The following is a 23,992-nucleotide window of genomic DNA, read 5'->3' as shown; positions in this document are numbered from 1 at the left end:
ATAAACGGTATAACAACAACGGGTTAGAACGAAATGAACGACACCATCAACGTGGTGCCGCGAGCGAGCGAAGCACTTGTCGCCACCCCGAACCAGGATGCGCTTGCCCGCCGCTTTGCCGATTTCGACACCTTCGGCGATGCGCTGGACTATGCGGCGCAGGGTCAGCGCGGCTTCAATTTCCACGATCCACGCGGCACGCTGAAACACGTCTATCCGTTCAGCGAACTGCGCACGGATTCGATCAAGGTGGCCCATGCGCTGATCGCGCGCGGCGTGAAGCCGAACGATCGCGTGGCCCTGATCGCGGAAACCGGCGCCGATTTCGCATCGCTTTTCTGCGGCGTGGTCTATGCGGGCGCCTGGCCCGTTCCCCTGCCGCTGCCCACCAGCTTCGGCGGCAAGGACAACTATATCGAGCAGCTCTCGGTCCAGCTTTCCAGCTCGGACCCGATGCTCCTGGTCGGTCCGGACGAAATCGCCGAAATGACCGCCAAGGCCGCCGAGCGCCAGGGCTGCGACCATGCCACCTGGGCCGACTTCGCGGCAAAGGACGCGCCGGTCGTGGCGCTTCCCAAGGCCAGCCCGGACGACATCTGCTATCTGCAGTACTCCAGCGGCTCGACCCGCTTCCCCCACGGCGTGGCGGTCACGCACCGTTCGCTCATGTCGAACCTGGCCGCGCATAGCCACGGCATGGAACTGGCCGAAGGCGACCGCTGCATTTCGTGGCTGCCCTGGTACCATGACATGGGCCTGGTCGGCTGCTTCCTCTCGCTGATCGCCAACCAGGTCTCGGGCGACTACCTCAAGACGGAAGATTTCGCCCGCCGCCCGCTGGCATGGCTGGACATGATCACCCGCAACGAGGGCACGTCGATCTCGTATTCGCCCACCTTCGGCTACGACATCTGCGCCCGCCGCATCTCCAGCCAGAGCCCGGTCTCCGATCGCTTCGACCTGTCGCGCTGGCGCCTCGCCGGTAACGGCGCGGACATGATCCGACCCGACGTGATGCAGAGCTTCGTGAATGCCTTTGCCGACGCGGGCTTCAAGGCTTCGGCCTTCCTGCCTAGCTACGGCCTGGCCGAAGCGACCCTGGCCGTGACCATCATGCCGCCGGGCGAAGGCATCCGCGTGGAACTGGTCGAGGAAGAACGCCTTTCGGGCAGCCCGCGCGACCTCAGCCGCCCGGCGCGCTACCGCGCCATCGTCAACTGCGGCAAGCCCGTGCTCGACATGGAAGTCGTGATCCGCGGCGAAAACGGCGAAAGCCTCTCGGACCACCAGATCGGCAAGGTCTGGTGCCGCGGCACCAGCGTGATGCACTCCTACTTCCGCGATCCCGAAGCGACCGAGGCGTGCCTCGTCGACGGATGGCTGGACACCGGCGACATGGGCTACATGGCCGATGGCTACCTGTTCATCGTCGGCCGGGCCAAGGACATGATCATCATCAACGGCAAGAACCACTGGCCCCAGGACATCGAATGGGCCGTGGAACAGCTGCCGGGCTTCAACCATGGTGACATCGCCGCTTTCTCGGTGGAAATGGACAATGGCGAAGAAGCGCCCGCCGTGCTGGTCCATTGCCGCGTTTCCGATCCGGTGAAGCGCGTGGAACTGCGCGACTTGATCCGCGACAAGGTGCGCTCGATCACCGGCATGAACTGCGTGGTGGAACTCGTTCCGCCCAAGAGCCTGCCCCGCACCAGCTCGGGCAAGCTCAGCCGCGCCAAGGCCAAGAAGCTCTACCTTTCGGGTGAAATCGAGCCCTTCAAGCTCGCCGCCTGAAGCCGGGTTCAGCAATCGATCGAAGGGCCGGGAAGCGCATGCGCTTTTCCGGTCCTTCTCGTTTCAGCCCGTCATCTGCTCAGCGCCTGTCCCGGGATCCGCGCCTTTCCGTCAGCGCGCCGTCACTCGGTCGCCTGAGCCGATATCCTCTCGGTCTGCCTCCGCCCAATTCGGATAAGCCGGAAGCGTGACGAGCAACGACCCACCCAGCAGGCATCCCACGGTTCCCGCCCAAAGGAAGGGCTCATAGCCCCCGAAGCCGTCGTAGATCGCCCCTGCCACGAGCGGCCCCAGTCCCGAAGCCAGGGCCACCAGCGCCGACATCAGCCCATAGATCGCGCCGAAATGGCGCATTCCAGCATAGCCGACGGTCAGATAGGCGCAGATCTGCATCTTGGTGCCTGCCGCGTAGCCGTTGACCAGCAAGGCGAATACGATCGCCACGGTGGAATTCATCGCTACCGTCAGCAGGAAGAAAGTCACCGCGGTGACCCCCATCGTCAGTCCCCCGATCCAGTTGGGCCGGTAGCGGTCGAGCAGCGCCCCGGTCGCGAGCTTGCCGACGATGCCTGCCACGCCGGTCAATGAAGTAAGCCAGGCCGCACTGCCTCGACTGATGCCCGATTCGGTGAGGATCGGGAAAAGATGAATGCTGAGGCCGATCGTCAGCAGCATGATCACGAATGTCGAGATCGCCACTTGCCAGAGCGGCCGGCTGCGCAACGCTTCCTGCCGCGTAAGCCCGGGCAGATGCGCGCTCGACCGAGGACCGGGCGCCTTGCCGCTGCGTGTCGCGCGGTCGTGCGCGTCGTAGAGAAACAGGAAGCAAAGCAGCAGCGAAACGCCGCCCCAGCCCAGTCCGAACCAGACGAACGCCCCTCGCCAACCCACTTCCTCGATCAGGAAATTGCCCAGGGGCGGAACGATAGCCTGCGCCAGGGCCGTGCCAGAAACCGTGCAACCAAGCGCCAGTCCCCGCCCGCGCATGAACACACCGGCGACGGCAGCGGTCCAGATCGTCGACTTGATCGTGGTGATCAGGAGCCCGAAGATCAGCCACAGGGCAATCCACTGCACCTGCGACCCGTTGGCCAATGCAAAGGCGCAAGTCGAGCCCATGACGGCCACGATACCCGGCAGCGCCAACCGCCGCGAGCCGACCCGATCGATCAGGACGCCGTAGAACGGCGAAAGCACGGCACTGGTGAACGTGGCGATGCCCGGCCCCGCCGAAAGCAGAGACCGGCTCCATCCGAACTCGCGCGAGAGCGGCTCCATGAACAGGCCGGTCCCCGCAAGCAGCACGGAGAGGAAGGAAAACCCGATAGAGGCGGCCAGGACAAGGGTCCAGCCCGTCTTCCATTCCTGGGCCTGCGTCGGCTCTTTCGGCTCTTCCACGGCGTCTCTCCCTCGCCCTCCAGACTAGAGGGATCGGAAAAAACGCCAATCGCCAGGACGATAACCCTCGCCGCGGCGAGTCAGATCTTGCGGTGCAGTTCCAGATAATCGCGCGGAATGCTCAGCGCTTCCTTGGCGACCTGGGTTTCGCGCAGGAACAGCAGCAAGGCCACCAGCAGGAGCACGATCGAGGCTAGGAAGATGATCGCCGCTGCACCGTGCATGTCCAGTCCCGCCAGCCCCTGAAGGAACAGCACGGCGACAGTCGTGCCGATGCACAGACCCGACAGCACCATGAAGCGGATGGCATTGGTGATGATCGAGATGCGCTTGTCTACCAGTCTGATCTCCAGCACGACCATGTCGTGTTCCGCGCCATCCGTCTGGTTATGGCGCTCCTGAAGATAGCGCGCACGGTCTACCACCCGGCCGAGCCGGGTGGACAGGATGTTCAGGATATTGCCTATGGCCACCAGCACGAAAACCGGCGTGAGGGCCAATTGAATGGTCTGGACGATCATGGCGTTGTCTGTCGTGAACACGCCTCAGCCTGCACAGGCCCTCGCCAGAAGGCAAACGCCGTCTTCCGGAAATTCCACAAGATCCAGCGACTTTGCCAGCGCGCAGCCACCCGGAGCGATGGAATCGCCGGCGACCGTGAACATGCCCTCGCGCGGAATGATTAGAAGGGCATCGGGATAGCGCGCGGCGATCTCGGCGGTCGGCCGTCCGTGGACCTGGTCGAGTAGAAACAGCGGGCCGTCCACCAGCACGGCACTGCCTTCGACCGGAACGCGCTTGTGCCAGTGCGCCAGGTCATAGACCTCGCCCTTGGCGACGGCCATGCCGTCATCCAGATGAAGTTCACGCGGCCGGCCATAGTCATAGAGCCGGTACGTAATGTCGCTGTTCTGCTGCACTTCGATCAGGCTGACGCCCACGCCGATGGCATGAACGGTATTGGCCGGGATGTAGAAGAAGTCCCCCGGCACCACTTCGTGCCAGGTCATGAGTTCCTCGATCGAGCCGTCGAGGGAGGCCTCGCGCATCTTGTCTGCGCCGATGGGGGCATCGAAGCCGATCCCCAGCGTCGCGCCGGGTTCTGCATCGACGATCAGCCAGCACTCTTCCTTGCCCTGCCGTCCCAGACCCTTTGCCTCAGTCTGCGCATCGGTGGGATGGACCTGCACGGAGAGTTTCTCGCTGGTGAAGATGTACTTCACCAGCAAGTCCGGCAGCCCGGCCGGAGGCTCGAACCAGATCTCTCCGATCCGCGCGCCCTCGGGCGCCTTGAACGGCGCCGGCAGCACATCCTTGCCCCAGGGCTTTTCAACCTGGCGGATCGGCAGTGCAGCAGTCATCGATAGTTCCTTACTGGTTCACGGCTCCGGAGAGCTTTCCGACCTTTTGCACACCGTCAACGGTCGTGACCAGCACATCGTTGCCGTCGATGACCACGATCACGTTTTCCAGCCCGATCACCGACACCCGCGGCCCGTCACTGTCGACCAGCACGTTGCGGCAATCGACCATCTCGACCGCGCCGCTGCCGCGCACGGAATTGCCGTGTTCGTCCCGTACGAGCGCATCGTGCAGGGCCTGCCAGTTGCCGATGTCCGACCATTCCATGTCGGCGGGCACCAATGCGGCACGGCGGGTATTTTCCATGACCGCATAGTCCACCGAATCGCTTTCGACTTCGGCGAAAGTGGCGGCGTCCGGGTGGAAGCGGTGGCCGTCCTCCGCGCCCTTCTCGACCGCTTCGCGCACTTTCGCGGCGATCTGCGGACGATGCGCGGCAAGCTCAGCCATGAAGTCGCCCACGCGGAAAGCGAAGATGCCTCCATTCCAGGCGTAGTTTCCTTCCGCAAGGAATGCCCTGGCGCGCTCGATATCCGGCTTCTCGACGAACTGGGCGGTACGGAAGGCCATCTCATGGCCTTCGATAGCCTCGCCGCGCTTGAGATAGCCGAAGCCGGTGTCCGGCGCTGTGGCTTCGATGCCGAACGACACGAGCCAGCCTTCAGTTGCCAAATCGGCGGCAGCGCAGGCTGCCTGGGCGAAGACTTCCGGCCGCGCGATGTGGTGATCGCTGGGGCAGACGAGCATCACGGCATCATCCGGAAGACGGCAGGCAGCGAGCGCGATAGCGGCGGCGGTATTGCGCGCTGCCGGCTCAACGATCACCGCAGCGCCTTCTATCCCGCGAAGCTGAGCTTCGACATGGGCGAGGTGCCGTGTTCCAGTAACCACGACCGGCGCCGAGAATCCACCAGCAGCAGGGCAACGGGCCACAGTCGCTTCGAAAAGCGTGGAATCGCCGATCAATGGCAGAAAAGGCTTGGGCATGGCAGCGCGGCTACGCGGCCAGAGTCGGGTCCCACTACCGCCGCAGAGAATGACAGGTACGATTTCAGGCATGTTACTCGCAGTGCGAAAGGAAAGGGAATTTTCTGGCGCGCTAATAGCTGCCCCTTCCACCAACGCAACAGTATCGATCCAGTCAGACTTCATCATTCACTCCTGCAGTGGCGCATTCGAGCTTTGCCGCAAGCGCGCCTCCATGACTCATGATCGAACGGCTACCGCCCATTTAGAACACTAGCTCCCACTCCAGCGCTCGTCTTCGCACAACAAGACCAACCGAACCACCCCTGCGCCGCATGGAAAGATCCCCCGTTATATTCGCTTACGGCGCGGTCTTGAGGAACCATCGCTGCCTCCATCCATAATCCGCCTCGACCGGATTGCCGCTGGCATCCTGCGCCGGTTTGAAGCGGAAACGCTCCGCCGCGAGCCGGCAGGTTATGCGATCGGCTTCGGCATCCGGACTGGCCTGGACCACCCGGCACCCTTTCACCCGGCCATCCGTACCGACCCGAAGCGCGACGACGACTTGCGTTCCCAGGCGCAGGTCCCTGCTCTTGCGGGGATAGTCGAGGGCGGAATTGATGTCTCCGGCGATCTTCACCGGTTTGGCGGCAATTCCCCCGCCGCCTCCGGTTCCAGCACCGCTTGCCCCGGAACCGGGGCCAGCCCCGGCGCCCGAACCTCCCGTGCCGGCGCCTTCCAGTCCGGCGCCTGAAGCGTTCTGCGTCCCTTGACCGGCCACCTGCGGCGCCTGGGTTGGCTTGAGAGTCACGGCCGCCTTGGGAGCCGCCACGACACGAGGTTCTGCGCGCTTGGCGGGCGCCCCGGCCGCGCCCTCTTCCCGGACGCGCGAGGTATGCGATGCCGGCGTCGTCGCCGGACTCGGGGGTGCGGAAGGCGGATCGAGCGGGACGTCGAACGCCCGGGTCAGCGACCCCATGATCGTCGTGGCCAATTGCGGCGTAAAAGCGCGGATCAGCACGAGGATCACCGCAACGTGGAGCGCCGCCACCAGCAGAATCGCCGCCAGCCGCGTTCGCCGCCCCGGCTCAAGATCGGCTCCGCTCATGCCGGTGGGATGCCATGGCGTTCAACGCCCTGACAACCCCGGCGAGCGTTTTGACAAGTCGGCGGAGATCGGGGCATTCTCCTATGCGAACAACAATTCGCCCTGCCGACAACGCTGGGCGACGGAAGAGGAAACGACATGGGCTTCGAGGCAACGCAATGTCATCACGAGGGCACGGCGATGAACGGGCGCCTGGCGAGGGGTGTGGACCTGCCCAATGGCGGCACTATCCTGATGTTTCCGGGCGCCACGGGGCCCAGCCCAAGTTTCGATGCGGCCATGGAGGAACTGGCCGATGCGGGCTATCTCGTGGTTCACGCCAATGTCTATGGCGAGGAGGTGGACATGACCTCTTCGCAAACGGCAGGCCAGGGATTCGCGGCGCTCATGGCAGAACCGGCGCGGCTTCGCGGCCGGGTCCTGGCCTGGTTCGAACATGTGCGCGAGCTTGACGGTGTCGATCCACACCGCATGGCCGCGCTCGGATACTGCTTCGGTGGCAAGTGCGTTCTCGAACTCGCGCGCAGCGGGGCGGCCGTGCGGGCAGTGTCGAGTTTTCACGGGTTGCTGACCACCCATGCACCGGCGCAACCCGGGATCGTCAGTGCCCGCGTCGCGGTGTGGACGGGCGGCGACGATCCCTACGCGCCAAGGCCGGACGCGGACGCACTCCAGGCGGAAATGGATGCCGCGGGGGCCGACTACCAATTCACTCTCTTCGCCAAGGCGCGGCACGCCTTCATGGACCCCGACCACGACGGCTTCGCACCGGGCATCGTCTACGACCGGACGGCACACCGGATCGCCTGGGCAGGCACGCGGGCGCTCCTGTCGGAGACCATCGGCGGCCAGCCTGGTTAGCGCTGGAACGTTCTACAGCCCCAACAGGGCATGGCTCTCGTGCCGTGCCACGGCTTTCCCGAGGCGATCGACGAACTCGACGATGATCGGCGGATCGACCCTTCGGGTGATGGACCAAAGATAGAAGCCATAGATCGCCGCTTCCCGGTACTGGAGCCAGGCCTCGTCCTCGTCAGGCATCGTCAGGCCATGGCCGCGCATCATCGCCAGATATTCGCGGAGCAGGTGCCGTTCCTCGGCCTCGGCCAGAGCAGGGGGCAGGACGGCATTGATGTGGTAGGCCACGTCCAGCGCCCAGCCGCCGTGCTGGAGCAATTGCCAGTCGATCAGCCCCATGCCCCTGTTCCAGCGAAACACGTTCCCCGCATGAGCATCGCCATGAACAAGGAACTGCGGCCGTGACGCATCGCGCGCGGCCAGCGCCTTCAACGCCGCAATCAGACGCGGGGCATCGCGCACCGAACGCGGAAGGCCGTCTCCGCGCGGCCCGTCCAGAAGTTCCTGCAAGGTCTCGGGCGTAACATAGCGCATTTCGGCCAGTTGCGAGAGACGGGGGCGGATCCAGGTAAACTCCGTCAACACCGCGCTGCGAGCATGGAGATGCGCGATCTGGCCCAGGCTGGACAGCGCGTCGTCTGCCGAGAAGCTGTCGAGCGCGGAGCAAAACACCGCCCCCTGGACGATGAGATCGCGCATCACGGTCACCGCCTGCTGCCGCTCGCGATCGATCACGGTGGCGATGCAATCAGGCACGGTGCAATCGACGAACTGGGCCAGCCTGCCGTAGAAATCGGCCTCGAGCACGCAAGTCGGCCCACCCCGCGCCGTCATCTCGTCCACATCGAGCAGGCCTTTGAGGCAATAGGCGCCCTGCCCGCCATCCTCGAATGTCACGACAAAGCGGACTTTGGTGGCAACGGTGCGGATCACTTCCACCGCCTCGGCACTGCGTACGGTCCGCCCCAGAACCTGTGTCAGCCACGCGGGCGCGAGCGCGGCCGCCAGCGTGGCCGGTACTTCGGCCGAGACCAGTCGGGGTGCTTCGCGTGTAAGAGCATCCGGCATGTCCTGTTCTCCCGATGCCGGTCGAGTCCGGCTTGTCCAATTCTCTATTTCGGTACATAATTCGCAATAGAGAATTTATCGCGCCTGCGAAGTCCGGTCCAGTCGAGTCTGGCAGGGCGCGATGTCGGGAGAGTTGCAACGATGGGCAGGCCGCTGGAAGGCATCAAGGTCGTGGAAGTGGCGATGTGGGCTTTCGTGCCGGCATGCGGCGGGATGCTCGCCGACCTGGGCGCGGAAGTGATCAAGATCGAGCCGCCGAGCGGTGATCCGCTGCGCGGCCTCAAGATCGTCTCTCTCGGTGGCGCGGAAAGCGCGTTCGATTACTCCTGGGAGAGCTACAATCGCGGCAAACGCTCGGTGACGCTCGATCTCAAGCAGGAGGCTGGGCGCGCCGTGCTCGACCGGCTGCTGGAGGGGGCCGACGTGTTCCTCACCAACTTGCTGCCCCCGGCGCGCCGGTCCATGCGAATCGATGCGGAGACGCTGCGCGCCGCTTTTCCCAACCTGATCTATGCCAGTGGCAGCGCGCTTGGCCCCAACGGACCGGAGAGCGACAAGGGCGGCTACGATGCCATCACGTTCTGGGCGCGCGGCGGCATTGCCTCGTCGCTCACGGGGGAGAATGCCGTGCAACCTGTCGGCCCGCCTGGACCGGCCTTCGGCGATACCCTGTCAGGCGCCATGCTGGCCGGCGGAGTCTGCGCCGCGATCGCCCGGCGCGCGCTTACGGGCGAAGCGGGCGAAGTGGACGTTTCGCTGCTGGGCGCAGCGCTGTGGTCGCAGCAGCGGTCGATCTGCCAGGCCACCGCAGATGGCTTGCGCAAGTTCGCCCGGCCCGATCCGGCGCGGCCGCACAATGTGCTCGTCGCCAATTACCGCACGAGCGATGGGCGCTTCGTGGCGCTCTGCATGCTGCAGGCGGATCGCTACTGGGCGCGGTTCTGCGACGTGGCAGGCCGACCGGACCTGGCCGAAGACCCGCGCTTTGCCAACAGCGCGGCCAGACGCGAGAATCTGACGGACTGCCTTGCCGCCATGACCGCCCTCTTCGCTTCCAGACCGCTGGCGGAATGGAAGGAAATCCTCGCCCGGCAGGACGGCCAGTGGGACGTGGTGCAGGACGTGGGCGAAATCGCTGACGACCTGCAGGTCCAGGCAAACGGCTATCTCAAGCAGGTCCCCGCGGGCGATGGCAGGAGCCTGCCGATGGTTTCGGTACCCATCCTGTTCGAAGGGACGCCGCTGCCCTCCACCCGCTCGCCCGAACTGGGCGCCGACAGTGATGCCGTCCTGGCCGGCCTCGGCTACGGCGAGGACGAGATCATCGACCTCAAAGTCCAGGGTGTGGTGTTCTGAGCGTGGCACCAAAGCTCCCCCGCCTCGAACCGGATACCGCCTTTTTCTGGACTTCGGGTGCCGACGGCAGACTGCGCATTCAGCACTGCGCCGATTGCGGGCAGTGGCAGCACCCGCCTCTGCCCCGCTGCGCCTCCTGCGGCAGCGAGACGGTCTCACCGGAGCCGGTCTCAGGCAGAGGACGCATCGCCAGCTATACCGTCAACCGTGAGGCCTGGCTGCCCGATATGGCCGTTCCCTTCGTCTTCGCCGCGGTCGAACTGGCCGAACAGGCGGGGCTCTACGTCTTCACCAACCTCAAGGCCCCGATCGAAGAGGCACGGCGCGGGCTTCCGGTGACAGTCGCTTTCGAGCAGCAGGACGATGTCTGGCTGCCGATGTTCCGGCCGGAGGCGTCGTGATCCCGCTTCCCGAGAAAAGCGTCTGCATAACCGGCGCGGCCCAATCCGAAGTCGCGCGGCCATCGCAACGCAGCGCCTTGCAACTCACCGCCGATGCCTGCCTTGCCGCCATTGCCGACGCCGGGCTGTCCGTTGCGGAGATCGACGGGATCGCCACTTATCCGGGCAAGTCCGCGGAAGGCGGCGGCATTGCCCCGGTCAGCCCCTCGGAAGCCGCCGAAGTTCTGGGCATTACGCCGCGCTGGATCCTCGCCTCCTCCGAAGGCTTCAGCCACATGGCGCCGATCTTCAACGCCGTGACCGCAATCGCCTGCGGTCTGGCGCGCCATGTCGTGGTGTTTCGCACCGTCGCCCAGGCCAGCGCCCGGCGGCAGGCCCGCGCCTCCACGCTTCTGTCCGGCGGCAGGGACCGCGTGGAGGGCAACAATGCCTGGACCGTCCCATTCGGCGCCGTTTCGCCCGTCAACACTTTCGCGCTCTATGCCCAGGCCTATTTCGACCGTTATGGCGCCAACGAAGCGCAGCTTGGCGCCATCGCCGTAACCAGCCGCGCCCATGCGGCGCTCAATCCCGCCGCCATCTACCGCGAGCCGATCACGCTGGACGATTACCTCGCCTCCCGCGTGGTTTCTTCGCCGCTCCGGCTCTACGACTGCGATGCCCATGTCGACGGCGCTACCGCGCTGGTGCTCTCGCACCGCGATGCCGCCGCCGACTTGCGCAATCCGCCTCTCCATGTCGAGGCCATGGGCATGGCGGTCGGGGGCCTGTGGACCGGACGGCACGAAGGCGACTTCACCAGCCTGCCCGCCGCCCATCGCGCCGGCGAAATGCTGTGGTCCCGCACCGACCTGACGCCGGACCGGATCGACTGTGCGCAGATCTACGACGGCTTCTCGATCTTCGTCTGGCTGTGGCTGGAGGCGCTGGGGCTGGTGCCAAGCGGAGAGGCCTGCCGGTTCACCGAAGGCGGTTCGCGGATCGGACTGGGCGGAGAACTGCCGCTTAACACCGGAGGCGGCCAGCTCTCCGCCGGGCGTCTCCATGGCTATGGCCATATCCATGAAGCCTGCGTGCAACTCTGGCAGCGCGGCGGCAAACGGCAGGTAGCCGGTGCCCGCAACGCGATCGTTTCCAATGGGGGCTACGGATACGGCGCGATGCTCCTGCGACGGGACTGACGGGGCTGGCGATACTTGACTCTTAAGTTCGTTATATCGATACTTCATTCACAATAACGAATTAATGAGAGGAGTTGGGAGATGAGCGAGGCTGATCCAGCCATCGGCGCCAAGGCCGTGACCCATTGGCCTTACGGCCCGATCTTCGACGCCGATGCCCACATCGATCCGCCGCATGACATGTGGAAGGACTACCTCCCCGCGCACCTCAAGGACCGCGCACCGTTCATCGAGCATGGCGAGGACGGAGACTACATCTGCTTCGAGGGCAATCGCCGGCCTTTCATGATGATCAACAACCAGGCCGGGCGCGACGGACAGAACTTCAAGATGAAGGGCCGCCTTGCCGACCAGCGCAAGGTCTGGGATCCGGCCACGCGGCTTGCCGACATGGACGCCGACGGCATGGATGCCGCGCTGCTGTTCGGCGGCGGCCCGCTCGGCTCGTTCGACAACGAACTCTACATCGCCAGCTATGAAGCCTACCAGAACTGGGTGCTGGACTTCTGCTCCGCCGCGCCGGAGCGCCTCTTCCCCGTGGGCTACGTGCCGATGCGCGACGTGGACGAGACGGTGGAGCATGTCCGCCGCCTGGCAGGCAAGGGCTTCCGGGCGATCAACCTTCCCGCCTTCCCGCAGAACCCCGATGCCTGGAACACAAGTTCGGGCGTTGCGGCGCTGAAATCCGGGCAGGTCTCCGCACTCACCGGCGACCCCAAGGGGAGCCTGCAATATTACCAGCCGGAGTTCGACCGCCTCTGGGCCGCGCTCTGCGACCATGACCTTGTTGCCACATTCCACCTCGGCGCGCGCGTTCCCCGCTTCGGGGAGAAGCAGTTCTTCCTGCCCGACATGCCGATGAGCAAGCTGGCCATGGCAGAGCCGATCGGCATCCTCATCTACAACGGCGTCTTCGACCGCTTCCCCGCGCTGCGGGTAGGATCGATGGAAAGCGGCGTGGGCTGGTTTGCATGGTATGCCGAATACAACGACCGGACCTGGGAGAAGCAACGTTTCTGGACCGAATCGCCCCTGAAGAATCCGCCAAGCTGGTACATGGATCACAACCTGTTCGGCTCGTTCATCCAGGACCGGGCAGGCATTCTCAACCGCGACCTGCCGGGCGGACGCAACATCATGTGGTCCTCGGACTATCCCCATTCCGAAACCACCTTCCCCCGCTCGCGCGAGGTGATCCTGCGCGACTTCGAAGGTGTCCCGGAAGCGGATGTGCGGGCCATCGTCCATGACAACTGCCGCCGGATGCTGGCGCTTTCCTGAACGCTGGCGCGCCGACTACCCGCGGTTCCCTCCTGCCGCTCGAACGGTCATAAGCGGCTTCGGCCGCTCTTGGCCGGGCGACGAGGAGCAGCCATGGAAATTCGGCCTTACCGCGATGAGGACTTCTCCGGTGTGAAAGCCCTGTGGGAAGAGGCCTTCCCTCACGATCCGCCTGCGAACCGGGCGGAAATCGCCATTCCCGCAAAACTTGCCGTGCAAGGCGAACGGCTGTTCGTGGCCTGTGACGGTGAGAGCGTTACCGGCACCGTCATGGCCGGTTACGACGGGCATCGGGGATGGCTCTACTCGGTCGCGGTGCGCGGTGACAGCCGGCGCGGCGGCCTTGGCACCCGGCTTGTCCGCCATGCCGAGCAAGCCTTGCTGGCGATGAATTGCGCGAAGATAAACCTTCAGGTCAGGTCGACGAACGCGGCCGTAGTGGCCTTCTACGAGGCTCTAGGCTACGCGGTGGAGGACCGCATCAGTCTGGGCAAGCGGTTCTGACCCTGCCGACGCGCGGCGCCCCGAAGACGGGCGCCGGACACCTTACGCGGCATGCACTTTCAGCCGCCGCGCCATGGCTGCCTCATCCATGATCCGGGTGCCGCGCAAATGCCCGAGGCGGATACCGGTGCAGGTCATCTTGAACCTGGCGAAATCCTCGTACCATTCGAGATCGGCCGCCGACTTGCCGGTAAGCTCCTCCCAGAGCGCGACGGTTTCCTCGCGGCTGCCCATGCCTTCCAGCGGCGCGCCGTAAGTCAAGCCGGGACCATGCATGGTGTCGGCAATGACGCAAAACCAGGCCAAATCGTGAAGCGCGCCGCCCAGCGAAGGCTGCTCCCAGTCCATGACGGCCACCACATCGAAGTTCTCATCGAACATCATGTTGCCGATCCGCGCATCGCCCCAGACCAGGCCTTCGGGCCGGTTGGACGGCCACAACGATCGCAGACGGTCCAGCGCCTCGGTGAGCACTGGGAGCGGCTCGACTTCCTGCAGCCAGCGGGCGAAGCGCAAGTATTTGTTCCATTCCTGCTCCAGCCCCCGCTCGCCAGCTGGTCCTGCCAGGAAATCCAGCCCCGCCAGCGGCACCCGCTGAACGGCAGCGAGCTGCTCCACGGCATTGCGCCAGAGCACGCGGCGCTGCTCCGGCGCCGCATCCCGAAGCCAACCCTCGCGCGCGTAAGGGGGGATCGAAACCGGCACTTGCCCGGACTTGCGCTCCATCACGAAGAACGGTTTGCCAAGCAGCGCCGCGTCTTCCTCGAACCAGAGCGGCCGGGCGACGCGCACGCTTTCGCCGCGCGCCAGGGTGTCCATCACCCGGTACTGCTGCACGAACAGGTCATCGGGAAAGACCGTGAAGCCGCCCGGCTTGATCCGGACGACGCAGCCCTGCTCCCGCGCCCGGCCCTGCTCGATCCAGCGTGCATCGAACAGGATCGTCTCGTGGCTTTGCCCCGCACCCCGCGGATAGGCGAGATTGTGGACTTCGACATCGCTCGCATCGGGCAACTTGCCGGCAAGCCATTCCGCCAGAAGGGTTCCCAGTTCCGCAAGGTCACGGGTTTCCGGCGCGACGATCACGTCCGACATCCAGCACTCTCCCCAATCGCTAAATTCTAAATAGCGAATTTATTTTCGCTAAAATTGATAGAGCGACAGGGGGAGAGGGTCAAGCGCGTGAACGGACCTGCCTCGATGATACCGCCGGGACGGAAGCTCAGCTTTCTTCGGGTTGACCGATCAGGAACCGGGAAATGCGCGCGCAGGCATCGGCAAGCGCCTCACCTGCCCGGCGCGCCTCGGCCCCGGTCATGGAGCCATTGAAACCGGCCAGGACAAGCGAGATCGAGACGCGGTCGCGAGCGTCGTAGATCGGGGCCATGATCGCCATGAGCGGGTAAGCGCGCGCGTCTTCCAGTTCCGTCTGCGGCACGACTGGCGGATCCTCCAGCCCCGATGTCGAGATCTCTGCTGTGCGTGAACTGTCGGCGCGGCGGATCAGCGCAATGAAACCGTGCTCGCGAACGAAGGCCATGCCGCCATGAAGCTGTTCCAGTTGCTCGGCCGAGGGCGACGGATTGATGCGGACTTGCGCCGCATCGGCCTCGCGCGGGTTGCGGGCGAAGAACGAAGTCGCCTGAACCCAGCGCAGCGGCATGCGCGTGCCCAGCGGGACCGGGTAGCCGACATGGCTGGCCGAGGCAGCCCGTTCGCGCAAGTGGATCGTGTCGCCTTCCAGGAAGTAGGCGCCGCAGACCACGTCGAAATCGTCCGCCAGCTTGCGCATTTCCGGCTGCGCAACCTGGAGCGGCGAGAAGTGCTCCGCCGCCGTGCGCCCAATCGCCGCGAGCGCCGGGCCGAGCACGTAAGTCTTGTCGCTGGTGCGGTAGAGGTAGCCCACATCGACCAGCCCGGTCAGCAGGGCATGGCAGGTGGCCCGGCTCAGCTTCAATGCGCGCACCAGGTCGGTCAGGGCGAAGGACTGGCGCGGGTGATCGGCGATGAAATTGAGGATGGCGGCCATGCGGGCGACGCCGGGAGAGGAACGCGACATGGGCACTTTCGCTATTTCGAATTGCCTGTCGGGTTATTGGGCGTGAGAGCCTTCGTCAATGCCTACAAGCCGTCTCCCGCGGCGGAGGGCCTAGACGGCGTTCTCGCTCAGCCGCTCCGCCACGATCCGGGCGATCTCTCTGCGGGCGACCTTGTTGGAATGGAGCAACGGCACCTCATCCCGCGCCAGTTCCACCCACGCCCGCGGAACCTTGTAGCCGGAGAGGCCGCCGCGCAGCCTGGCCTCTATCGCGACCATATCGAGCACGGCGCCATCGCGCGGCACCAGCGCCGCCACGAGCAGCGCGCCGCGCTCCCGGTCCGGCAGGCCGACGACATAGGCGCTGTGCACGCCGTCGAGCGCCTGCAGTTCCATCTCCACTTCCGCAGGCGAAACGTTCGAACCGGAAACCTTGATCATGTCCCCGCCGCGCCCAACGAAATGGATGCGGCGGCCGTCCGCACGATCCTCGACAAGGCAGAGGTCGCCAGTGCGCAGATAGCCGTCCGGCGTATAGTGTTCGGCGCGGTCGATCTTGTGGAGTCCGGTCGCGACGGCAGGTCCGCGCACCTGCATCTCGCCGATCTCGCCATCGCCGACCGCACGGCCATCCTCGTCGGCAATGCGGATGTCATAGCCGGGCGCGAAGTGGTCCATCGGCGCGCAGACCGGGCGGCCGGGAACGCGGAACTCGTCCCCCCAGCCATAAGGACCAAGCGTTTCGCTCATGCCCAGGCCCCACCACGGCTGCGGCCCCTTGATCCGTTCGAGATCCTCCTCCGCCAGCACCGAACCCATGGCGAAGCGGCTGTTGCTGAGCGTCCGCTCAGTACAAGTGGTGACGGCGCCGCGCTCCCATCCGGGCAGCAGGTACAACATCAGCCCGCCCACCCAGAACATCGGCAATTGCGCCGGGCGTTCCTCGCCCGCCTGCACGCCCAGCATCTCCGCCAGCCAATGGCTGCGCGCCATGACCGCACCGTGGAGATGGCGCACACCCTTGGGCAGCGCCATCGAGCCGGACGTGTAGATCTCGATCATCTGGTCCGTCGGGTGAACTTCGGATTCGACCTCGAGCAGCAGGTCTTCGCCCAGTTCCGCCCCCGCATCGGTCAGCCACCCCATAGCCTCGGCGGCGGTGGGCAGGCCCTCGCCGCTGGAGACGATCCAGCGCAAGTAGGGCACGCGCGGCAGGCGCAGCGCGCCGCATGCCTGCCCGACGAGTTCGGGCAATGCCTCGGTGAGCCGGGCCACGAGATCCTTGCCGAGCATGGTGCGCTGGACGATCAGGCCCTGTACGTCGCTCTGGCGCAGCACGCGGACCAGTTCGCCTGCGCGGAGCATCGTGCTGATCGGCACCGCGACTGCGCCGGTACGGGCAATGGCCGCAAGCGCGATGGCAAAGCCCGGACCATTGCCGAAGATGAAGCCGACGCGCGCCCCCTTCCCCACTCCGCGCGCCAACAGCCCGCGCGCGAGCGCGGCGGACTGGCGGTCAAGATCCGCGAAAGTGACGCTTTCCCGGCCGGCTTCGGTCTCCAGCGTGATCGCTACGGCATCGCCATGAGATGCAGCGGCGGAGCGGATCAGTTCGGGAAAGGTCCGGGCCGCACCCGGCGTGCCTGCGCTGCTCAATGCACTCATCCTCTCGCCGCGTTCTTGCCCTGTGAGGCTCGATCCTGCTTCGAGGGGGCCGCTTTCGCAACTTTTGCCGCCTCGCCATCGCCGGGGCGGAATCGTCACATTCGCGAATTATATTTCGCAATAGGGAATATCAGCTTTCCGAGAAAGTATAGGGCTGCGCGGCGCGGCGATAGTCGTCGGCGAGCACATCGCGGCCGATAGGCGGCACCGAGCGGGCCGCACAATCGGCGCGCTGGCAGAGGCGGCAAGTGACGCCGATGGGCGTTGCGCTTGCTTCCGGCTCACCTCCGTAAACCAGTTTATCCGCTTCTTCTGCCGCGCAGGCGAGGGCCACCGCGCGGGTGACTTTCATGCGGCCGTGACGCCCCTCCCCCGAAGTGACGGTGCGCGCGATGGAGAAGAAGCGCTGGCCGTCCGGCAGTTCCAGCCACTGCGTGCGCACCTCGCCCGGCCAGCGGAACACCTGATGCACCGACCACAACGGACAGCCGCCGCCATGCGCCGCGAAGGGAAAGCCCGCGCCATCCAGCCGCTTGGAGACATTGCCCGCCTCGTCCACGCGCAGGAAGAAGAACGGCACGCGCTCCTCGCCCGGCCGGTGCAGCGTGGTGAGGCGATGGGCGACTTGCTCGAAGCTGGTACCGAACAGCGCGCAGAGCGCCTCGATATCGTAGCGCCGCGCCTCCGCCGCGCGGGCGAACTTGGCATAGGGCATCAGGATCGCCGCTGCCGCGTAACCGGCCAGCGCGCGGCGCACCAGCGTCGCCGTTGTGGCCTGCACGAAAGCTGCCGCGCGCACGACTGCAACGATATCGCTGCGCATCGCGGTATGCCCAATATGCGTGGCGATCTGGAACGCGCGGCTTGAGGCCCCGAGCGTATCGTCGATCAGGAGCTGCTGGTTGTGCCTGTCGAAACGGCGCAGCGAATCGACCATGACGTCCGGTGGCAGGAAGCGCACGCGCACGCCCTTGGCGGCGAGCCATGCAGTGGCCCCGCCTGCCTGCTCGATCTCGGTCGCGAGTTCCTCGGCACGCAAGTCGACGGTGTGGAAGTAGTTGCGCGAAGCCCCGAGGAAGCGCTGCGCCTCGCGCACCGGCTCGTTCTCTTCGGCGGCGGGGCCGGAGGCGCGCTGCTCAGCCAGGGCCTGGCTTTCGCGGGTATAGGCACCGTGAAGCCGCAGCAAAGCCTCCGAAATGCCCGGAAAGCTCATCGCGAGGTCGGCGATTTCCAGCGAAGGCAAGTCGATATCGGCGAACAGCGGATCGCGCAGCACATCCCCCACGCGGCGGGCATAGTCCTCGCCATCGTCCCCGGCGATATCGGCGATGTCGAGCCGGTAGGTCCGCGCCAGACGCAGCAGCATATCTGCCGTCACCGGGCGCTGATTGCGTTCCAGCAGCGCCACGTAGCTGGGCGAGATCTCCAGATCCCCCGCCATCGCCTGCTGGGTCAGCCCCAGTTCGCGGCGCAAGCGGCGAAGCCGGGGGCCGAGGTAGAGAGGTCGTGATTGCGCCATGACTTCCGCAGTTTGTCATGCCTGTACATCTTTACAAGGAATATCTGTAAAGTTTGACAACCGGACTTCGCAGCCCGTTCCGCACCGCACAAATCGGGATTAGCTCCAGGCCATCGCCCAATCACATTTTTCGACGGGGACTTTTGGCAGTGACCTACCAGAGCAAGATCACCGAAGCCGGCCAGACCATCGGCACCGAGCCCAACTGGAACGGCATCGAGCCGGAATCGGTCGCGCGCATGCGCCTGCAGAACCGCTTCCGCACCGGCCTCGACATCGCCCGTTACACCGCGCGCATCATGCGTGAGGACATGGCGGCTTATGACCGCGACCCCGCCAACTACACCCAGTCGCTGGGTTGCTGGCACGGGTTCATCGGCCAGCAGAAGATGATCTCCATCAAGAAGCATTTCGGCACGACCAAGGGCCGCTATCTCTACCTTTCGGGCTGGATGGTCGCGGCGCTGCGCAGCGAGTTCGGCCCCCTGCCCGACCAGTCGATGCATGAGAAGACGTCGGTTCCGGCGCTGGTCGAGGAACTCTACACGTTCCTGCGCCAGGCAGACGCCCGCGAAATGGGCATGCTGTTCCGCGATCTGGACAAGGCGCGCGAGTCGGGTGACGAGGTCGAAGCCAAGCGCCTTGAGCACGCGATCGACAATCACGAAACACATGTCGTGCCGATCGTCGCCGATATAGACGCGGGCTTCGGCAATGCCGAGGCGACCTACCTGCTCGCCAGGAAGTTCATCGAGGCCGGCGCCTGCTGCATCCAGATCGAGAACCAGGTCTCCGACGAGAAGCAGTGCGGCCATCAGGACGGCAAGGTCACCGTCCCGCATGAGGACTTCATCGCGAAGATCCGCGCCGTCCGCTACGCCTTCATGGAACTGGGCGTGGACGAGGGCCTGATCGTGGCGCGCACCGACTCGCTGGGCGCGGGGCTGACCAAGCAGATCGCCTTCACCCGCGAGCCGGGTGACATCGGCGACCGCTACAACAGCTACCTCGACTGCGAGGAGATCGCGGTGGGCGATGTCGGCCACGGCGAAGTTCTCATCACCCGCGACGGCAAGCTGATGCGCCCGAAGCGGCTGCCGTCGAACCTCTACCAGTTCCGCAGCGGAACAGGCGAGGACCGCTGCGTGCTCGACTGCATCCACGCTTTGGAAAACGGCGCGGACTTGCTGTGGATCGAAACCGAAAAGCCGCACATCGGCCAGATCGGCGGAATGGTCAGCCGCATCCGCGAAGTGATCCCGAACGCCAAGCTGGTCTACAACAACTCGCCCAGCTTCAACTGGACGCTGAACTTCCGCCAACAGGTCTTCGATGCCTGGGAAGCGGAAGGCCGCGACACCAGCGCCTATGACCGGGCAAGGCTGATGAGCGTGGACTACGACGGCACGGACCTCGGCAAGGAGGCCGACGAGCGCATCCGCACTTTCCAGAAGGACGCGGCGCGCGAGGCGGGGATCTTCCACCACCTCATCACCCTGCCGACCTACCACACGGCCGCCTTGTCGACCGACAATCTGGCGAAGGAATACTTCGGCGAGGCGGGCATGCTCGGCTACGTCAAGGGCGTCCAGCGTCAGGAAATCCGCCAGGGCATCGCCTGCGTGAAGCACCAGAACATGGCCGGATCCGACATCGGCGACGACCATAAGGAATACTTCGCCGGCGAGGCCGCCCTCAAGGCCGGCGGCACGCACAACACGATGAACCAATTCGCTGCCTGAGGCAGCGGGGGGAACCAGTTCGCTGCCTGAGAGCGCGAAGAAACGAACTTCGAGAACGCCCGAAGACAGTCCTCGGGCGGATGGGGAAAGCCCCAGTGAAGCAAGGAAAGGAAGGTACTATGACCACCATGACCGCCGAACCGGCCCGCGCCCGCGCGGTGCTTTCGAACCAGGACTTCAAGCTGCTGCAGGAAGCCGTGCTCTATTACATGCGCGCGCATGAGGACGATCCGGTCAGTTCGACTTACTCGAACCTCTACCATCGTCTCGGAAGCGCCACGCGGCGCTGACCAACTAAGGCGCAGCGCCACGCGGCGCTGACCAACCCAGGCGCAGCGCCACCCGGCGCTGACGCAGCCACCGGAACGCCGGCGATGATAACGCCGGCGGCCAGAACGACCGGTCCTGCCAGGACCGGATAACCTCTCAAGCGCTTTCCTGGGGAGGAAGGCCAGGCCCGTCGCACCCCGGTGCGGCGGGTTTCTTTTGTGGTTAATTTCCTTTTCCGCGCGGCACTTCGTGTCGGCGCAAGAGCAGCACGATTGCGTTGGCGGAAAAATTAACGTCCTGTGTTATAAACCGAATCCGGGTTCGGGCTCGCTTGCTGGTTATGGAAAGTGCGGAAAGAGTACGAGGCCTTGGAAGGCGAAGCGCCACCTGAAACGCTCGATGCCGCGCTCGCGGCAGCCGACCGCGCGGAAAAACGCCTGCGCGAGGCTATCGAAGTGCTGCCGCAAGGCGTCGTCTTCCTCGACGAGGACGGGCGCTACATCCTGTGGAACCGCAAGTACGAGGAAATCTACTGCCGTTCCGCAGACCTGCTGGAGCCCGGCGCCCGCCTGGCCGATACCTTGCGGGTCGGCGTCGCGCGCGGCGATTACCCCGAGGCCAAGGGCCGCGAGGAAGAATGGCTCGCCGATCGCCTGCGGTTGATGCAGGAACCCGATGCCCGGCACGAACAGCGCCTCTCCAACGGCCGCTGCATCCTCATCGAGGAGCGCCGGACCGAAGATGGCGGTTCCATCGGCCTGCGCGTGGACATCACCGATCTCAAGCAACAGGAAGAGAGCTTCCGGCTGCTGTTCGATCGCAATCCCCTGGCCATGCTGGTCCACGATCCCGAAAGCGGCCTGATCGTGAATGCCAATGCCTCCGCCTGCCGCCTGCTGGGCTACACGCCGGAGGAACTGAACGGCCTTGCCACGCGCCGCCTCTTCGTGGCGCAGGCCTGGGCGATCGCCGCACCGATGCTCGATGCCGATCTGGCGACCAGCAACGCGAACTGGCAGATGCTCCGCCGGGACGGGGGCCGGGTGGAAACCCATGTCTCCACTCACGCCTCGACACTCGACGGCCGGCAGGTGACGATCGCCTCCATCTTCGACGTGACCGAACGCTGCCGCATCGAGCGCCGCATGGAATACATGGCGCGGCACGACGAGCTGACCGGGCTGGCGAACCGCTCGCATTGCCGAGAGACCTTGCGCGAACTGCTTCACGGCGCCGTCCCGGCAGGAACGGTGACTCTGGCGCTGATCGATCTCGACAACTTCAAGTCCGTAAACGACACTTATGGCTACCGCTTCGGCGACGCCCTGCTGATCGATGCTGCGCTGCGCATGCGGGACCTCATGCCGCCCGGCGCCCTGCTCTGCCGGATCGCCGGAGACGAATTCGCCATCATCTTCCGCAAGTCCAGCCTGACGCAGGCCGAACTGGTTATCAAGGCGATCATCGCCGTGCTCTGCGAACCCTTCCATGTCCACGGTAACACCCTGCATGTCGGCGCCACGGCCGGCATGGCCGGCGCTCCGTTCGACAGTGGCGATCACGAGACGCTGATGCGCTATGCCAATCTGGCGCTCTACGCCGCCAAGACCGAGCGACGCGGCAGTTGCCGAAGTTTCGAAGTGGCAATGGACGAGGCAGCACAGGCCAGGAGCCGGTTGGAGACGGACTTGCGCAAGGCCGTGCGCGACGATGAACTGGAAGTCCATTACCAGCCATTGCTCAACCTGGAGACCGGCGCCATCGAGTGCTGCGAGGCCCTGCTGCGCTGGAACCACGCAGAACGCGGGCAAGTCTCTCCCGAAGTCTTCGTGCCACTGGCGGAAGAACTCGGCCTGATCGACAAGCTCGGCCGTTTCGTGCTGCAGACCGCCTGCCGCGAAGCGACCCGCTGGCCGGAGTCCGTGCGGCTTTCGGTCAATGTCTCGCCCGTGCAGTTCCGCAACGGCAATCTGCTCAGCACCGTCATCAACGCGCTGTCCGGTTCAGGCCTCGGCGCGGAACGGTTAGAACTGGAAATCACCGAAGCCGTGCTGATGGAGCACGGCCCCCGCCCCGCCGCGATCATCCGCAACTTGCGGGCCTTCGGCATCGGCATCTCGCTCGACGACTTCGGCACCGGCTATTCTTCGCTCAGCTACCTGCTCAACTACCCCTTCACCAAGATCAAGATCGACAAGTCCTTCATTCTCAACCTCCACGAGGAAGCCAGTTCGCGGGCGGTGATCCGCGCGGTGATCGGGCTCGGTCGCAGCCTGGGGCTGACGGTGGCCGCGGAAGGGATCGAGAGCGACGTGGAGCGGGAATACTTGCGCGCAGAGGGCTGCACCCAGGGCCAGGGCTTCCTGTTCGGACGGCCCCAGCCGGGATCCATGCTGCAATTCCCCGGCGCCCAGCCGGACGCACTGGACCCGGTCTAGCGCCGACCCGCGATCGCGGGCATGAAGCGCTGCAAGAGACCGGCCGACCAGGAGCTGCCTTGATGAAGAGCATCGCCACGCTGACGATGAACCCGACGATCGACATCTCCTACGATGTCGGCAAAGTGCAGCACACCCACAAGATGCGCACTGACAACGAGCACTATGCTCCGGGCGGCGGCGGCATCAACGTGGCGCGGGTCTTCGTGCGGCTCGGCGGTCATGCGCGGTGCTTCTATCTTTCGGGCGGGGCCACCGGACCGGCGCTGGACGGGTTGATCGACCTGCATCAGCTTGTCCGTACGCGCATCGCCATCGAAGGTCCGACCCGGATCGCCGCCGACATTCTCGAACACGATACCGGCAAGGAATATCGCTTCACGCCCGCAGGCCCGCAAGTCAGCGAAAGCGAATGGCAGGACTGCCTCGACCAACTCGCCGAAGCCAACTGCGACGTGCTGGTGATGAGCGGTTCGCTGCCGCCCGGCGTGCCCGACGACTACTATGCCCGCGTCGCCCGGCTGATGCGCAAGCGGGGATGCGACGTCGTGCTCGACAGTTCCGGAAAGGCGCTGGAGGCGGGGATCGCGGAAGGCGGACTGCTGCTGGTCAAGCCCAGCCAGGGGGAGTTGCAGCAATATGCCGGCCGCAAGCTGGAGGATGTCGATGCCATCGGCGCGGCCGCCATGGAGATCGTCGAGGCGGGCAAGGCGCGGCTCGTCGCCGTGACGATGGGCCATGAAGGCGCGGTGCTGGCGCGGGCCGAAGGACCGGTGTTCCTGCCCGCGCTCAAGATCGACGCCGCCAGCGCGGTCGGCGCGGGCGACAGTTTCGTGGCCGCCATGGTCCACGCCCTGTGCCGGGGGGACGACGAGCTGGAGGCTTTCCGCCGCGGCATGGCGGCAGGCTCGGCGGCGGTGCTGCGTGCGGGCACGGACCTCGCACGGCCCGACGACATCGAGCAGATGCTGGAACGCATCGCCCCGCTCTAACCGGCCACCGACCCTTTCGGAACCCGGCAGCGATACCGGGCAGGTGTC

The 23,992-nt window shown here is 65.3% G+C and carries 21 protein-coding genes; 11 read left to right on the top strand and 10 right to left on the bottom strand.

Annotation, left to right across the window (positions count from 1 at the left end):
* Positions 1 to 33 precede the first annotated feature (33 nt).
* Positions 34 to 1,794, top strand: a complete 1,761-nt coding sequence (locus tag EDF58_RS01210) for a fatty acyl-AMP ligase (RefSeq protein WP_132261984.1) — start codon at positions 34 to 36, stop codon at positions 1,792 to 1,794.
* A gap of 111 nt (positions 1,795 to 1,905) precedes the next feature.
* Here the strand turns inward: EDF58_RS01210 and EDF58_RS01205 are convergent, their stop codons facing one another.
* The 5 genes from EDF58_RS01205 to EDF58_RS01185 all read right to left on the bottom strand — a co-directional run bounded on the left by EDF58_RS01205 (position 1,906) and on the right by EDF58_RS01185 (position 6,631).
* Positions 1,906 to 3,192, bottom strand: coding sequence for an MFS transporter (locus tag EDF58_RS01205; protein WP_132261982.1), 1,287 nt, complete (start codon positions 3,190 to 3,192; stop codon positions 1,906 to 1,908).
* Between the two features lie 80 nt (positions 3,193 to 3,272).
* Positions 3,273 to 3,734 carry a DUF2721 domain-containing protein gene (locus EDF58_RS01200; RefSeq protein WP_243654022.1) on the bottom strand — a complete coding sequence of 154 codons (462 nt, stop codon included), beginning with the start codon at positions 3,732 to 3,734 and terminating at the stop codon, positions 3,273 to 3,275.
* A gap of 3 nt (positions 3,735 to 3,737) precedes the next feature.
* A complete protein-coding gene (locus EDF58_RS01195) occupies positions 3,738 to 4,553 on the bottom strand; it encodes a class I mannose-6-phosphate isomerase (protein ID WP_132261980.1) in 816 nt (271 codons plus the stop codon).
* A 10-nt stretch (positions 4,554 to 4,563) separates the two neighbouring features.
* Positions 4,564 to 5,613, bottom strand: a complete 1,050-nt coding sequence (locus EDF58_RS01190) for a sugar phosphate nucleotidyltransferase (protein WP_132261978.1) — start codon at positions 5,611 to 5,613, stop codon at positions 4,564 to 4,566.
* A gap of 268 nt (positions 5,614 to 5,881) precedes the next feature.
* A complete protein-coding gene (locus tag EDF58_RS01185) occupies positions 5,882 to 6,631 on the bottom strand; it encodes a TonB family protein (protein ID WP_207912784.1) in 750 nt (249 codons plus the stop codon).
* Between the two features lie 138 nt (positions 6,632 to 6,769).
* Between EDF58_RS01185 and EDF58_RS01180 the strand changes: the two genes are divergently transcribed.
* On the top strand, positions 6,770 to 7,492 hold the full coding sequence (locus tag EDF58_RS01180; protein WP_132261976.1) for a dienelactone hydrolase family protein: 723 nt from the start codon (positions 6,770 to 6,772) through the stop codon (positions 7,490 to 7,492).
* 12 nt (positions 7,493 to 7,504) lie between these two features.
* Here the strand turns inward: EDF58_RS01180 and EDF58_RS01175 are convergent, their stop codons facing one another.
* Positions 7,505 to 8,557 carry a phosphotransferase gene (locus tag EDF58_RS01175; protein ID WP_132261974.1) on the bottom strand — a complete coding sequence of 351 codons (1,053 nt, stop codon included), beginning with the start codon at positions 8,555 to 8,557 and terminating at the stop codon, positions 7,505 to 7,507.
* A 141-nt stretch (positions 8,558 to 8,698) separates the two neighbouring features.
* Here EDF58_RS01175 and EDF58_RS01170 point away from each other — a divergent pair, with 141 nt between their 5' ends.
* The 5 genes from EDF58_RS01170 to EDF58_RS01150 all read left to right on the top strand — a co-directional run bounded on the left by EDF58_RS01170 (position 8,699) and on the right by EDF58_RS01150 (position 13,280).
* Complete coding sequence (locus EDF58_RS01170) at positions 8,699 to 9,913, top strand: CoA transferase (protein WP_132261973.1); 1,215 nt, start codon at positions 8,699 to 8,701, stop codon at positions 9,911 to 9,913.
* 2 nt (positions 9,914 to 9,915) lie between these two features.
* Positions 9,916 to 10,314, top strand: coding sequence for a zinc ribbon domain-containing protein (locus EDF58_RS01165; RefSeq protein WP_243654021.1), 399 nt, complete (start codon positions 9,916 to 9,918; stop codon positions 10,312 to 10,314).
* A complete protein-coding gene (locus EDF58_RS01160) occupies positions 10,311 to 11,495 on the top strand; it encodes a thiolase family protein (protein WP_132261969.1) in 1,185 nt (394 codons plus the stop codon). Before EDF58_RS01165 ends, EDF58_RS01160 begins: the two co-directional genes overlap by 4 nt.
* 81 nt (positions 11,496 to 11,576) lie before the next feature.
* Entirely contained in the window at positions 11,577 to 12,776 is a 1,200-nt protein-coding gene (locus EDF58_RS01155; protein ID WP_132261967.1) for an amidohydrolase family protein, read from the top strand.
* A 93-nt stretch (positions 12,777 to 12,869) separates the two neighbouring features.
* Positions 12,870 to 13,280, top strand: a complete 411-nt coding sequence (locus EDF58_RS01150) for a GNAT family acetyltransferase (protein WP_132261965.1) — start codon at positions 12,870 to 12,872, stop codon at positions 13,278 to 13,280.
* A gap of 42 nt (positions 13,281 to 13,322) precedes the next feature.
* Here the strand turns inward: EDF58_RS01150 and EDF58_RS01145 are convergent, their stop codons facing one another.
* The 4 genes from EDF58_RS01145 to EDF58_RS01130 form a co-directional block, all read right to left on the bottom strand.
* Positions 13,323 to 14,375 carry a phosphotransferase family protein gene (locus EDF58_RS01145; protein WP_132261963.1) on the bottom strand — a complete coding sequence of 351 codons (1,053 nt, stop codon included), beginning with the start codon at positions 14,373 to 14,375 and terminating at the stop codon, positions 13,323 to 13,325.
* Positions 14,376 to 14,502: 127 nt separating this feature from the next.
* Positions 14,503 to 15,339, bottom strand: a complete 837-nt coding sequence (locus tag EDF58_RS01140) for a helix-turn-helix domain-containing protein (protein WP_132261961.1) — start codon at positions 15,337 to 15,339, stop codon at positions 14,503 to 14,505.
* 90 nt (positions 15,340 to 15,429) lie between these two features.
* A complete protein-coding gene (locus EDF58_RS01135) occupies positions 15,430 to 16,974 on the bottom strand; it encodes a class I adenylate-forming enzyme family protein (protein ID WP_165921311.1) in 1,545 nt (514 codons plus the stop codon).
* A 139-nt stretch (positions 16,975 to 17,113) separates the two neighbouring features.
* Positions 17,114 to 18,502 carry a helix-turn-helix transcriptional regulator gene (locus tag EDF58_RS01130; RefSeq protein ID WP_132261956.1) on the bottom strand — a complete coding sequence of 463 codons (1,389 nt, stop codon included), beginning with the start codon at positions 18,500 to 18,502 and terminating at the stop codon, positions 17,114 to 17,116.
* A 149-nt stretch (positions 18,503 to 18,651) separates the two neighbouring features.
* Here EDF58_RS01130 and EDF58_RS01125 point away from each other — a divergent pair, with 149 nt between their 5' ends.
* The 4 genes from EDF58_RS01125 (at position 18,652) to EDF58_RS01115 (ending at position 23,944) form a co-directional block, all read left to right on the top strand.
* On the top strand, positions 18,652 to 20,244 hold the full coding sequence (locus EDF58_RS01125) for an isocitrate lyase (protein ID WP_132261954.1): 1,593 nt from the start codon (positions 18,652 to 18,654) through the stop codon (positions 20,242 to 20,244).
* Between the two features lie 119 nt (positions 20,245 to 20,363).
* Complete coding sequence (locus tag EDF58_RS25755) at positions 20,364 to 20,534, top strand: hypothetical protein (RefSeq protein WP_165921310.1); 171 nt, start codon at positions 20,364 to 20,366, stop codon at positions 20,532 to 20,534.
* Positions 20,535 to 20,882: 348 nt separating this feature from the next.
* Positions 20,883 to 22,952, top strand: coding sequence for an EAL domain-containing protein (locus EDF58_RS01120; RefSeq protein WP_243654020.1), 2,070 nt, complete (start codon positions 20,883 to 20,885; stop codon positions 22,950 to 22,952).
* A gap of 62 nt (positions 22,953 to 23,014) precedes the next feature.
* Positions 23,015 to 23,944 (top strand): 1-phosphofructokinase family hexose kinase, encoded by a 930-nt coding sequence (locus EDF58_RS01115; RefSeq protein ID WP_132261950.1) that lies wholly within the window; start codon positions 23,015 to 23,017, stop codon positions 23,942 to 23,944.
* Positions 23,945 to 23,992 lie beyond the last annotated feature (48 nt).

Source organism: Novosphingobium sp. PhB57 (assembly GCF_004342985.1).
Taxonomy (GTDB): Bacteria; Pseudomonadota; Alphaproteobacteria; order Sphingomonadales; family Sphingomonadaceae; genus Novosphingobium.
This window is presented reverse-complemented; position numbering and strand designations above follow the sequence as displayed.